17 protein-coding genes are annotated in these 12,223 nt (G+C 37.6%); 11 read left to right on the forward strand and 6 right to left on the reverse strand.

Annotated features, from left to right (window positions below; all coding sequences use genetic code 11):
• The first annotated feature begins 21 nt into the window (after positions 1–21).
• The 6 genes from CLV81_RS06880 (at position 22) to CLV81_RS06905 (ending at position 3,744) form a co-directional block, all read left to right on the forward strand.
• On the forward strand, positions 22–342 hold the full coding sequence (locus CLV81_RS06880; protein ID WP_106144290.1) for an ArsR/SmtB family transcription factor: 321 nt from the start codon (positions 22–24) through the stop codon (positions 340–342).
• Positions 343–344: 2 nt separating this feature from the next.
• A complete protein-coding gene (locus CLV81_RS06885; RefSeq protein ID WP_106144291.1) occupies positions 345–806 on the forward strand; it encodes an SRPBCC domain-containing protein in 462 nt (153 codons plus the stop codon).
• 12 nt (positions 807–818) lie between these two features.
• Positions 819–1,199, forward strand: coding sequence for a DoxX family protein (locus CLV81_RS06890; protein ID WP_106144292.1), 381 nt, complete (start codon positions 819–821; stop codon positions 1,197–1,199).
• Between the two features lie 108 nt (positions 1,200–1,307).
• Positions 1,308–1,748, forward strand: a complete 441-nt coding sequence (locus tag CLV81_RS06895) for a hypothetical protein (RefSeq protein ID WP_106144293.1) — start codon at positions 1,308–1,310, stop codon at positions 1,746–1,748.
• A 102-nt stretch (positions 1,749–1,850) separates the two neighbouring features.
• Complete coding sequence (locus tag CLV81_RS06900; RefSeq protein WP_106144935.1) at positions 1,851–2,759, forward strand: TolB-like translocation protein; 909 nt, start codon at positions 1,851–1,853, stop codon at positions 2,757–2,759.
• Positions 2,760–3,015: 256 nt separating this feature from the next.
• Positions 3,016–3,744 carry a TolB-like translocation protein gene (locus CLV81_RS06905; protein ID WP_146129845.1) on the forward strand — a complete coding sequence of 243 codons (729 nt, stop codon included), beginning with the start codon at positions 3,016–3,018 and terminating at the stop codon, positions 3,742–3,744.
• A 197-nt stretch (positions 3,745–3,941) separates the two neighbouring features.
• Here CLV81_RS06905 and CLV81_RS06910 read toward each other — a convergent pair whose 3' ends face one another.
• From CLV81_RS06910 to CLV81_RS06920, 3 genes are read right to left on the reverse strand one after another with little or no spacing between them, the layout of a single operon-like run.
• Positions 3,942–4,364 carry a hypothetical protein gene (locus tag CLV81_RS06910; protein ID WP_106144295.1) on the reverse strand — a complete coding sequence of 141 codons (423 nt, stop codon included), beginning with the start codon at positions 4,362–4,364 and terminating at the stop codon, positions 3,942–3,944.
• 3 nt (positions 4,365–4,367) lie between these two features.
• Positions 4,368–4,745 (reverse strand): nuclear transport factor 2 family protein, encoded by a 378-nt coding sequence (locus tag CLV81_RS06915; protein WP_106144296.1) that lies wholly within the window; start codon positions 4,743–4,745, stop codon positions 4,368–4,370.
• Positions 4,746–4,783: 38 nt separating this feature from the next.
• Positions 4,784–5,608 (reverse strand): RNA polymerase sigma factor, encoded by an 825-nt coding sequence (locus CLV81_RS06920; protein ID WP_106144297.1) that lies wholly within the window; start codon positions 5,606–5,608, stop codon positions 4,784–4,786.
• A 392-nt stretch (positions 5,609–6,000) separates the two neighbouring features.
• Here CLV81_RS06920 and CLV81_RS06930 point away from each other — a divergent pair, with 392 nt between their 5' ends.
• The 5 genes from CLV81_RS06930 (at position 6,001) to CLV81_RS06950 (ending at position 10,143) form a co-directional block, all read left to right on the forward strand.
• Positions 6,001–6,534 (forward strand): GNAT family N-acetyltransferase, encoded by a 534-nt coding sequence (locus tag CLV81_RS06930; RefSeq protein ID WP_106144299.1) that lies wholly within the window; start codon positions 6,001–6,003, stop codon positions 6,532–6,534.
• Positions 6,535–6,806: 272 nt separating this feature from the next.
• A complete protein-coding gene (locus CLV81_RS06935; RefSeq protein ID WP_211297988.1) occupies positions 6,807–7,610 on the forward strand; it encodes a DJ-1/PfpI family protein in 804 nt (267 codons plus the stop codon).
• Positions 7,611–7,748: 138 nt separating this feature from the next.
• Positions 7,749–8,579: a PD40 domain-containing protein gene (locus CLV81_RS06940; protein ID WP_158259085.1), complete on the forward strand. Its 831-nt coding sequence runs from the start codon at positions 7,749–7,751 to the stop codon at positions 8,577–8,579.
• A gap of 17 nt (positions 8,580–8,596) precedes the next feature.
• Positions 8,597–9,166: a Crp/Fnr family transcriptional regulator gene (locus CLV81_RS06945; RefSeq protein WP_106144302.1), complete on the forward strand. Its 570-nt coding sequence runs from the start codon at positions 8,597–8,599 to the stop codon at positions 9,164–9,166.
• A gap of 101 nt (positions 9,167–9,267) precedes the next feature.
• Positions 9,268–10,143: an alpha/beta fold hydrolase gene (locus CLV81_RS06950; RefSeq protein WP_245911944.1), complete on the forward strand. Its 876-nt coding sequence runs from the start codon at positions 9,268–9,270 to the stop codon at positions 10,141–10,143.
• A 51-nt stretch (positions 10,144–10,194) separates the two neighbouring features.
• Here the strand turns inward: CLV81_RS06950 and CLV81_RS06955 are convergent, their stop codons facing one another.
• Genes CLV81_RS06955 through CLV81_RS06965 form a run of 3 tightly spaced genes read right to left on the reverse strand, consistent with a single transcriptional unit; the run spans position 10,195 to position 12,192 of the window.
• Positions 10,195–10,650, reverse strand: coding sequence for an SRPBCC domain-containing protein (locus CLV81_RS06955; protein WP_106144304.1), 456 nt, complete (start codon positions 10,648–10,650; stop codon positions 10,195–10,197).
• A gap of 36 nt (positions 10,651–10,686) precedes the next feature.
• On the reverse strand, positions 10,687–10,983 hold the full coding sequence (locus tag CLV81_RS06960; RefSeq protein ID WP_106144305.1) for a DUF1330 domain-containing protein: 297 nt from the start codon (positions 10,981–10,983) through the stop codon (positions 10,687–10,689).
• Between the two features lie 18 nt (positions 10,984–11,001).
• Complete coding sequence (locus CLV81_RS06965) at positions 11,002–12,192, reverse strand: hypothetical protein (protein ID WP_106144306.1); 1,191 nt, start codon at positions 12,190–12,192, stop codon at positions 11,002–11,004.
• Between the last annotated feature and the right edge of the window lie 31 nt (positions 12,193–12,223).

The raw sequence follows: 12,223 nt of genomic DNA on the forward strand, positions 1-12,223 counted from the left end.
GCTATCAAACGGTTGCGCATTATGAGAAGAGACATTTTTCAGGCAATTGCAGATCCGGTACGCAGGGAAATTATCACCTTGCTTGCCAAAGAAGAGATGACGGTCAATGCGATATCCGACAAGTTTGACATAAGCAGGCAAGCGATATCAAAGCATATAAAAATCCTTGAGGAATGCGGCATAATTTCAATACATCAAAAAGGCAGGAAGCGCTATTGCCTTATCAAACCTAAAAGTCTTATACCCGCATTTATGTGGATTGAACAATACAAAAAATTGTGGGAGGAAAAGTTGGATTCCTTTGAGAATTACCTAAACGAATTACAATCTAAAAAACAATAACAATGAACAATACAAACGATTTAACAAACCGAACATTGACCCTGGAAAGAACCTTTAACGCACCAATAGATTTGGTATGGGAAGCTTGGACTCAACCAGAGCATGTTGCCAAGTGGTGGGCTCCCCATGGTATGGACTTAGAAGTGATCAAACACGATTTTTCAGTAGGTGGAAAATGGAAATACGCCATGCCAATGCCTGATGGCAATCAATTTATATCGGAAGGAGTCTATTCCGAGATAGTTCCGCAAAAAAAGATAGTCACTACCGCAGATTTTAGGCCTATGACGGAAGGTGTTGAATTGCATATCCAATTCGAAAAGGACGGCAATCAAACCAAGTTTACCTTTAGCGTCATTCATGAGACCGAGGAATATTGCAAGCAACAGGAAGAGATGGGCTTCTATAATGGCTGGGGCTCGGCTTTTGAAAGGCTTGACAAAATGCTCAATGACTTAACTTAAAAGTTGATTATCATGAAAAAAAGAATTCCCTTCTACATTGCTACAGGACTGTTGACTTTAATGGTCTTGGCCACAATAGCCAATGCTATTTTTAATCCAGAATTTGCTAATCGGTTTTCCGATATTGGTTATCCAACCTATTTAATTATCCCCCTGATGATTACCAAGGCCATAGGTTTATTAGCGCTTTGGCTCAGTAAGAATACCCGAATTCTTGAATGGACATATTCAGGTTTTTGCTTTCTCTTTCTATTGGCTTTTTTGGCAGAGGTGAACGCTTCGAATCCAGATTATTTTTCGCCGGTGATTGCTTTGTTGCTTCTTTTTTTGTCCTATCGTTTTAAACAACAAAGGGATGGTAAACGCGAAATTGCCCTTGAAAGCAATTCTTGAACGTAGACCATAAATTATTGAACTTTTTTATCAAGCTATTAAAGACTGGTTTTATGAAATTGCCAAAAATTAAATTGCGAAGTTTCATTAATCTAAAAACAAAAAGCTATGATAAAGTCGTATAAATTCACCTCAATTTTTTTACTGGGTCTTTTTTCGATTCTTCTGATATCATGTAACAATAATGATGATGATCTTGACCCTGATGCTAGTTGTGAAGATGTCATATGCACGCTAGAATTGAGAAGAATGACCGTGACGGTTCAAGACGAAAACGAGAATCCCGTGGCTTTGGATTCTTTTGAAGTGGTCAATCTTAAAGATGGTTCAAATATAACAATAGCCGTAAGCCCGTCTGAGTTTGAAGGAGGGCAAGAGTTTGGACAATATCCCTTGATTGAAGATGGGGTTTTTGGTAAAAATCAAGTCGAGCAAATACAATTTAGGGGTTTTATTGATGGTCAAGAAGTCGTTAGCAGTGATTATGAGGTCAGTACCGACTGTTGTCATATTGGTTTAGTTCTTGGGAGTTTGCTCATTACCCTTTGATTTTCTATTCAATCATTTAAGAATTATTGCTCCAATCCAATTTTTCCCACTTTCGGATTGCTAAAGATATCATGTAGACAGAATAGTCTCAAAAACAACCCAATGAAAAACTTCAAGTTTATTCTATTATTACTTGTATTAACAATATTTGTAAATGCTTGCAATACTAAAAACCAGAAAGCAAACGATTCTGATTTTCCGGCCATGGAAAATCGCTATTTTGGACAAAAACCACCAAGTTTAATTCCTGAACTCTTTGCTCCTGATGTTCTTTCTCAAGATGGGAATTTAGAAGAAATCACATACGCTTCAGATATGAAGTCGTGTTACTTTGTACGGACAAACGGAAAACACAATGAACGTACTTTTTTCATTATCAAATACGAAAATAATCGTTGGGGGCAGGAATCTGAGACAGACATAAAATGGCCACAATTTTCTGCTGATGGCAATAAGATGTTCATTGGCAAACTGTATAGAGAAAGAAAGGGTAATGAATGGTCTGAACCTAAAAGTCCTGGTGCTTTTCTAAAACATATGGCGCATGGTCGATCTGTCTCGGTTAAGGGCACTTACTATTTCACAGTATACAAAGAACGGGGTTCGATTGGCGCTATCTATTATGCGCGACTTGTTAATGGTAAATATGAAGAGCCGATTAAATTAAATGACGATATCAATACGGGAGAATATATTGCGGGATCTCTGATCTCTCCCGATGAGTCCTATTTAATCTGGAGTGTGCAAAGAGAAGGCGGATATGGGCAATCTGATCTTTATATCAGCTTTAAGAAAAATGACGGCACTTGGTCTAAAACAATCAATATGGGGCCAATAATAAATACTGATATGGTGGAGAGCTCTCCAAAAATATCGCCTGATGGTAAATATTTCTTTTTTATACGAGGAGAATGGAAGTTAAATGAAGACGGTAACCGTACTTACATTGGAAAACAATATTGGGTTGATGTTAAGGTAATAGAGAATCTAAGAGCAAAAGACAACGAATAGAAAGGGATATCAAAGAATTAAAAAGATAAGTAACAAAGAAACGTTTGGTAACAACACCTAAACTGCATTAAAACGCAGTTTGGCTAAAACGTTGGCGGTAATTAAAAAACACAGAACATTGAAAAAAAACGGACTTAAAATTTCTTTACTGATACTTGTAATATTTTTAAGTAATTGCAAAACGGATAAATCGAACACAAAAAAGAATGATTCATCGAACGAAGAAAACTTATATCTAGGTCTAAAACCTCCAGGTTTGACTCCCAAGCTTTTTGCACCTGGCATTGTCTCAACAGAGGCGCACCTTGAAAGTGCTGTTATGTTTTCACCCGATATGAAAGAGCTCACTTTCACAAGACAAGGTGGAGAATATAAAAAGACCGAATTGTTTGCTATGCAATACCAAAACAACCACTGGAGCAAGCCAACTATCTTACCTGTCGATGATATCAATGCCTATCGAGAGCGATTCAAGCCCAGTTTGTTAGAGATAAAAAGTCAAGAACCTTTTAAGGACATTCCCATTATAGGCTTTACAGTCTCATCTTCAGGAACTATTTATTTCTATGTTTTGGACTTCAATGATGGTAGTGGCCATATGAGTTATTCCCGTTTTGTAAACGGGAAATACGAAACCCCTCAAAAAATGAATGAGAGTATTAATTCTTCAGGAAAATATATTGCCCATCCCTTTGTCTCTCCAGACGAATCATACATATTATGGGATGCTGAGAAAGAGGGTGAAGCCACCCCCGATATTTTTATCAGTTTTCGTCAACCTGATGGTTCTTGGGGGCCTGCAATTGATTTGGGAAATCAGATTAACACCCCTGCCTATGAGCAGCACGTAAACGTGACACCAGATGGAAAATATTTATTCTTTTGGAGGGGAGATAGAAAGGTTAAAGAAGATGGAAGTTCATATTTTATAGGAAGTCCATATTGGGTGGATGCTAAAATTATTGAGACACTAAGACCTCAATAGCCTTTTTTAGAATATTAAAGGTAAAACACAACTACCGCCAGCACGGTGTACAAGCTATAGCGGTTTGAGTGCTTACCCAAACCGTTACTGTATAAATTAAAGTATATTGTATTCTGAAAAGTAGTTCCTCCTTATACACAACACCGATTAATTTGCCTGTTTTCTTCCTAACCAAAAAGGGTCAGAAGGACGTGATGCTAGCTTACAGGACTGTGGAGCCGAAATCTACTGTGCATAGTTCCTAATAGAATACCAAACAGACAGAATTGAATTAATCCTACGGTCCCCTCTACTGCAATCCAACTAACAATATCAGGCACTTTATATTTTCCTGCTTCGGTAAACGCTGGATAGCTTACGAAAAGTAAAGACATTAAAAAACCATAGGTTAACCCATTCTTCCAGCTTGGACTCTCTTTACAAAAGAACGGATACATATAGGTTAAAACACCGCCCTGCAAAATCATGGTCAAAAAACCGAGGGGGAAAATAACTTCGTCATCAGGTCGCATATGGGGAACCTGGGCATAGTGCTCGGTGTTGATTACAAAATGGGATAGGGCCTGTACCGCAAAACTGATGATGATAAATACGATTGTTCCAGAAATAATTCTTTTCATAGCCTAGTGATTTGCAGACATTTCTTTTCTGAACTCCTCTGCATCATAAAACACTTTTACGGATTGTATTTTTCCATCAGCAATACGATACCACTCGCTCATATCTAATGTTATCACTTTTCCAGAGGGCGTAGATACGTTAAACTCAACTTGGGTAATGACCCAATCTTCATTGGAAACAATTTCTTTCAATGTGCTGCCTTTTATCATAGGCGCAAAAGACATGTTTAGCTCAATAAAGTCTTTTTTGCCTTTTACTTGAGCTGCTGGGCCAATAAATTGAACATCGTCAGATATTACCTCTTGCCAGGAATCTGTACCTGATTTTAATCCTTCATCAAATTTTTTGAATACTCCTAATGTTGTAGCTGAATTTACCATTTTTACTTGTTTTCATTAGTAACTACTCTTTAGACAAATTAGAAGACCTTTTCGGACGGGTTTTTTAAAATATTTTTCTTTTTGCCTTCGGCTGTCCAAGTTTCCAAGGATTCCAACATAAACGTATTCATTAGGGTATTTGGTGAATTCAGGGGGTCTATGCTCTGGGTCAGTTTCATTCGAACATTGAGAAGATGTTCTTGATTATTGGCCTCCTCATACTTTAAATACTTATTTCTGGCTTTTTCAATATGTTCTTTTTGCTTATGGTTCAATATACTTGTGAGCGTAGTGCATTGGGTGCAATGTCCTTTTTTATTGACCAAGGCGCATCTTTCATCGAATATCCTATTCATATGTTTTCTGGCATTGGCGATGGCATGTTTTGCCTTGCCTTCGGTAAGTTGGGTGATTTCCAGAATCTCAGAAATTTTAAATTGATATACCTCTTTTAGCCATAGGCAAACTTGTTGCTCCAGAACAAGCGTTTTTACAATACAATTAAAACAATAGGCAATGTGTTCCTTGGTCTCATACTGTTTGTCTGGAGTGGTCTGGAATACCTGTTCGAATTTATCCCAATAGTCACTTGGTGGACGGTTGATTTCCGCACCGTAGTCTTGTGCACGTTCATCCCATCTTTTTTGCCTCGCTAAATGATTTTTCGCGGTATTGTAGGCGATGCTAAATACCCAAGTTTTAAAGGACGAATCTTTTTTAAATGAATCTATGTTGTCATGTACCTTTACATAAGTGGTTTGCATGATATCTTCCACGTCTTCAAGATTGGTGAGCAAGCGAAACAAAAATGACTTTAATTGGTCACGTAACTTAAAAAAATCACTATTAAAATTATCGGTCATTGGTGCATGCGATTTTAAGTTTTGATTTATTTGGATTATACTTCATGTAAAAACGCTTCCTGTGTGCAAATTAAGTACTTAAATTAGGAATGTTGTTGAGGAATATGACCAGTTTCCTTATAGGGAAGTATCAACGTTCCCATCCCAAAGAGTTTAACTGTATTTTTTGAGCTGCCCGAAAAATGACTATTTCAATAGGCTATCGATACAAACAAAAGGCAAGCAAAATAAAAGTCGAAGTCATTGGAAACTTTAATTCATATCACCTCTTAACAAAAATTGAACTTATGTATCAAGTTAATGATGGATGCCTTCCCTACTTTTCGGGTATCATTAATGCTCGTAAACTGTTTCAGCATAAATAACAAAATGGTTGCTCTAAGATTAAACTGATGAGGGAGGAACACACTAAATATAAAATTCGAAAAGCGAGAAGTGAGGAGTTTAAAGTAATTGGTGCACTTCTAATCGACGTATATTCTAATTTAAGTGGTTTTCCCAAACTTGAAGAACAGCCGGAGTATTACAAGATGCTCAAAAATGTTGGAGCGTTAACCAAAAACCCGAACATTAAGATATTTGTTGCAGTTTCCGAACAAAATAAAATTGGCGGAGCAGTTGTCTATTTCCATGATATGAAAGACTACGGTTCTGGAGGAACCGCAACTAAAGAAAAAAATGCTTGCGGTTTCAGACTGTTGGGTGTTGACGTAAGTGTAAGGGGCTTGGGTTTAGGTAAAAAACTAACTGAATTTTGTATCAACAAAGGGAAAGTAGACAATTGCGAAACAATGGTTATCCATTCAACCCAATCTATGGAATTGGCATGGGGAATGTATGAAAGATTAGGTTTTCAAAGTGCTCCTGATTTAGATTTTATGCAGGAAGACCTACCAGTTTATGGTTTTAGATTAAAACTTAAGTAAAACAGACTACAAAATTGCTATGTACATATTCGTTCAGATATGTGCGAGCCATTTCATTGTATGAACTTTCGTGGTCAACGCGGGAAACACCCTATAATTTCAATTCTTCAAAAAAGCATAAAGCAACTTGAACTTATCTATCAAGTCAATTGCTTGTGGTATTCATACATTTCAAAAAAAATAAGGGTATTGTGAATATGATTTATGGCGTGTTCTGCAACATTTGACTATTCAATAAGTCATTGAAATACTTAAAATTTATCAATCTAAAAATGAAAACAAAATCTATCTTATTATTCAGGTTTCTTGTGATTTTATGCTCGGCAATCGCTTTCACAAGTAATGTAACAGCACAAATAGATACTCCTGCTGTATATCAATGTGCACCATGCGGTTGTGATTCAGATGGCAAACACTTTTCTGAGCCTGGTAATTGTAAAAGTTGTGGTATGAAGTTAGAAAAAGTGATAGAACCAAGAGCAGAGCTGAAAAGTTTGGATGTACCTCTTAACGTTGCGATATTAATTTATCATCATGCTCAGGTATTGGATTACGCTGCGCCCTACGATATATTTTTTGCAGGTGGCGAAAATTTTAATGTCTACACAGTCGCTGAAACCTCAGAAAAGGTCATTACAATGCCAAATTTTAGTGTTAATCCAGAGTATACTGTTGGCAATGCTCCAAAACCTGACATCTTAATCATTCCAGGGGGAATGTGGAACGTATTAGGAAATAAAACTAAAGAATGGATTAAACAAAGTGCTGAAGATGCAGATTATGTTTTGTCTGTCTGTACAGGCGCTTTTATTCTTGCCGATTTAGGAATGCTTGATAATTTGGAGGCAACAACGCATAGTGCGGGAGTAGATTTATTGGAAAAAAATTACCCCAACATAAAAAAAGTGCAACGTGATGTGCGATTTGTTGATAATGGTAAAATCATTACATCTGCAGGGGTAACCGCAGGAATGGATGCCTCTTTCCATCTTATATCAAAAGTACTTGGGAATGATTGGGTGGAAGCAATTGAGAGAAATTTAGAGTATGATTTTCCAAATACTGAACGAGAATAAGTTTGTTGCCAATCGTCATCTTTCAAAGCATAAAACGATGTAGTCAATTTTGATAATATGAAGTTTATAATCACACTATCTATTTTAACTTTTCTATTGATCTCTTGCCAAATCAACAAAACATCTAATCTTACACTATTGAGTGAACCCGTCCCTACGGATGAACCCTTGGTTTTTGGGGAGGGAGTTATTTCAACTATCAGTAAAGAGTTCTCGATTACCTTCAACCCAGAGATGGATGAAATGTTCTTTACGCGCCGAAGACAAGGAGCAAAAAATGAAATTTATACCATGAAGTTGGTTGAAGGGAAATGGTCGGAACCGGAATTGGCATTTTTCGCTACCAATATGGGATGGGATTTTGAACCCCATATCAATCCTAAAGGCGATAAGCTGTATTTTGGAAGTACAAGGTCGTTGAATGATACCATTGAATCTTCAGGAATGCATCAGTGGGTTAGTGAGAAAAACGGAAACGGCTGGGGTCAACCTAAACCGTTGGGAGCGCCATTCGTAAATAGGTTTGTTATGTATCCTTCGGCCTCGGATGATGAAACACTATACTTTACCTCCAGGGAAGAAGGCGTTAATCGTGAAGATTCCAGTATTTTCTTTTCGGAAAAAGAGGGAAATCAGTACACTGTCGTCAAAAACATGGCAGAGATGATTACCCTTCCTGGGAAGTGGATTGCGCACCCATACATCGCACCCGATCAAAGCTATTTGATCTTTGATAGCCAAAAAGATTCAGAGTCTGGGGATTGTGACTTATATATTGCCTTTAATGAGAATGGTAAATGGACAGAACCTTATAATTTGGGTCCTAAAATTAATACGGATCAATGTGAGATGTGCGCCTGTGTGTCACCGGATGGAAAGTATTTGTTCTTTCATAGAGGGGGCAAGGGAACCGGGGATATGTATTGGGTTGACGCAAAGGTCATCGAAGAATTAAGACCCAAAGATTAATGCAATACTAATTTTAAATGATTAATCTAAAAACGTTTCTAAATCAAATACATCAAGTAGATGATGACATTCTTAATAAATATTTAGAGTATTGGCAAGAATACCACTTGCCCAAAAAGACGACAATGACGGCCCCTGGAGAAATGGAGAAACATTGGTATTTTGTCACCAAAGGAGTTCAAAAATCGTTTTACTTAACAGGTGACAAAACCCATGTTATCGCTTTTACCTATAATCCATCATTTAGTGGTATTCCAGAGTCTTTCTTTCAGCAAAAGCCTTCAAAGTACTATTTGGAAACGATAACCGAGAGCAGTTTTTTACGTATTCCATTTCAAAAGCATCAAGAACTAATGCAGGAATACAGACCGATTGAAACCCTTTTTCGAGTCGCCATTGAAAAGATTCTTTTCGGCTTGCTTGATAGGTATTATGAGCTGATGGCGCTCGATATCGAGACACGATTTAAGAACTTTACCGCAAGAAGCCCACATCTGCTGCAAATGGTATCTCAAAAAGACCTGGCTTCATACTTGCGCATTGACCCGACCAACTTCAGTAAATTGATGAATTCTGTGCGTATTTGATTCTTGGTAAGTACCAAGAATTACGTGAATAGGTTTGTTGAATTTTGTTTCATCAGTAATAAAATTCTAAGATGAAATATTTAATTCTAAATCTATTTATCATGAGTACATTGAGCATATCTGCACAGCACTGGGTAGACACCGTACTTTATCCATTTCAAAGTAAACACGTTCAACTTCCCTCGGGAAAGATGCACTACGTAGATGAAGGGAAAGGAGATGTATTGCTATTTGTACACGGAACCCCGACCTGGTCTTTTTTATACAGGGATTTTGTAAAGGAGTTATCAGAATCGTATCGCTGTATTGCCATTGACCATTTGGGATTTGGTCTATCAGAGAAACCTGCGGGATTTGAAGGAACACCTCAAAACCACTCTGAAAACTTAGCCGCATTTATCACTGCCCTTAATCTTAAGGACATCACTTTAGTTGTCCACGATTTTGGGGGTTCGATAGGTTTAGGGGCTGCATTGCAACAGCCTGACCGTATAAAGAACGTGGTTCTTTTTAATAGCTGGTTATGGTCCACAAAAGAAGACCCAATGGCCCAGGAAATAGACGGTCTTTTAAATAGTGAAGCTGGACAGCAGTATTACCTTGAACAAAACTACTCGGTACAGGTCTTGCTTAAACAAGCATTCATTGACCCATCAAAATTGACTGATGAGGTACACCAACAGTATTTAAGTCCTTTCCCGGATAGTGAATCAAGAAAGGCTTTGCTAACCATTGGAAAAGGATTTGTGGGAGCTTCTGATTGGTATCAAAGCCTTTGGGAAAAGTTGGACATTCTTGAAGACAAGAAATGGCTTATCCTTTGGGGAACAAAGGACCCATTTTTAAATACAAGTTATCTTGATAAATGGAAATCTAAACTACCGACTGCAAAAATCAAGGAGTTCGACAGCGGCCATTTTGTACAAGAGGAAAAAACGGCAGAAGCCATTGTGGCAATGAAGCGTTTTCTTGACTAGTTGATTTCTGATGTAAAAAAGAGCCCCACTTCGGGGCTTTTCTCTTCACTTTTATTGCTTCACTAGATTCGGCGCTCCTTTTCCAGTTTCCAAATATTGTTTCAAACTGTTGGCAAAGAAATGAGTCCACCCGGCATCACACATCTGGTAGCAATTGAGCTCTGGTGTCAATCCTTTATGTTTAAAGAATAGCTCGACTTCATCATTTCCTAAATCCTTGAACTCAAATATGACTTCACTGTTTAACCACTCATCGGTTATTCCATTCAAGTCCCCACTGGTATGGTTTGCATAGATGCATTTCCAATGTACCTCGTTGAACTTATTTAACTTGGTTATGGTGAATCGCCATTCTGTATTATTTTCAAAATAGATTGAAAATTCATTGCCAATCTCGTTAGCTTGATCGGTATCTACATTTCCCCACCATTTGTTGATTTCTTGGGTGACGGCCGTAAAGGCTTTTTCCTTTGTTGTTTTTACCTTGATTGTTTTTTGAAAGTCCATTAGTAATAATTTTTGATTTTAATTGATTTATCTTTTCTAGCGGGTAACTTTGTATTCCGGAGCACTGAGAACCCAACCTTGAGTGGTTTTTTCATAAAGCTCCCTATAGTTGGCGTAGTCTTTTGAATTATAGAAATCCAGTGCATTTTGATTGGAATTGAACTCTATGATGACTATAACTTCTAAAGGTTTTCCATGTAATGTTTGTGCTTTTGGTGTGGCCACTAAAAATTTACCATTATGTTTCTCTAAGATTTCATTAATTACTTTCACAGGGGGTACATAGTTCTCCTTATCCGCGACTTCGTAATTTTCTATGAGGTATCCTTTCATACTTATTTCTTTTTTTGATTACAGATATTTTAATACAGATAGTCGAAAAAAGCTATCTTCCTGGAAGTTTGATAAAATCAGTTCTCTATTATCTATATGGCTAAAAAGCCGTGCCTCGATTTCAAGCTTCCAACTGGCACCGAGCCTTCGCGAAGCCTCAAGGCTAAAAATTTTGCTACTATTTTTTAGGTCTGCAATACCACCAATAAGAATTTCGGTGCTTTGAACATCATTAAATGCAATTCTGCTTCCAAAGAATATATCATTTTGGAGACCGGTCAGGGCAAGTTGGTCTCTTTCATCATAGAGATACTCCAACAAAACCCCGATATCAATACCACTACTTTTGATGTTCCCAAATGTATATTCAGCACCTGCTACCAACGCAAAGAATTCTTGAGCGTCCGCATGGCGGTAGATGGATTCCAGTTTCCATAAAAAGGCATTATGTGTCACTTGCAGGTCTAATCCAGTCTGGTGGATGATGGGATAAAAGGCATTGATACTTCCTAACGTATCAAAAACGAATAGTGGTTCCCTACCCGTGCCGTAAAAATGTGATAACCCTATATCAACACTGCCAAAATAATGTTTCCATCTAAAGGCAAAGTCTTGGTGCCATTCTTGAGCATCACTTTCATACTCCAAATCGTCCTTGTCGATTACAAGAGGAAAACGCAATCTTGCTTTTACGCCAGGAAAAGTTCGCCTACGGTGATACGGTAAATAGAAGATATCGAATGTTCCCACGTTGTTGGTGTAAATGGAAAATTGCGCCATTGGCTGACCCGACTTTTGTTCCCCATCAAAACTTTCAACGGCATCGGTTTGATTGATGACGTCCACTAAATGATTGCTTTCGGCAACTCCCCAATAAACCTTCTTCAATCCTATACTGATTTCCCAATTGTTTTTTGTTTTTTGATAGTATAGCTCCCTGATATCCCAATGGGTTCTCTCATCATCTACATCCAATCTGAAAAAACCTTTGAAATTCAGTGCATCGTCACCCTGGTTCCAGCTTATGGAATATTCTGGCCTTATGGCCAGAGAAGGGAAATGATCTTTTTGTCCCTCAAATGCTGCATCCTTAGGAAAGTATCTATATTCCGCTTCCAATGTAAGTTCAAAGTCATAGGTCACTTTTTCTTCTTGTGAATGCCCTATAGATATAAAAAGAAAGAATAATAGGTTTAATCTAATTCGCATAAAGCCAAATTGTTTATAAGGAATCGCTTAC

Source organism: Flagellimonas meridianipacifica, assembly GCF_003001695.1.
Taxonomy (GTDB): Bacteria; Bacteroidota; Bacteroidia; order Flavobacteriales; family Flavobacteriaceae; genus Flagellimonas; species Flagellimonas meridianipacifica.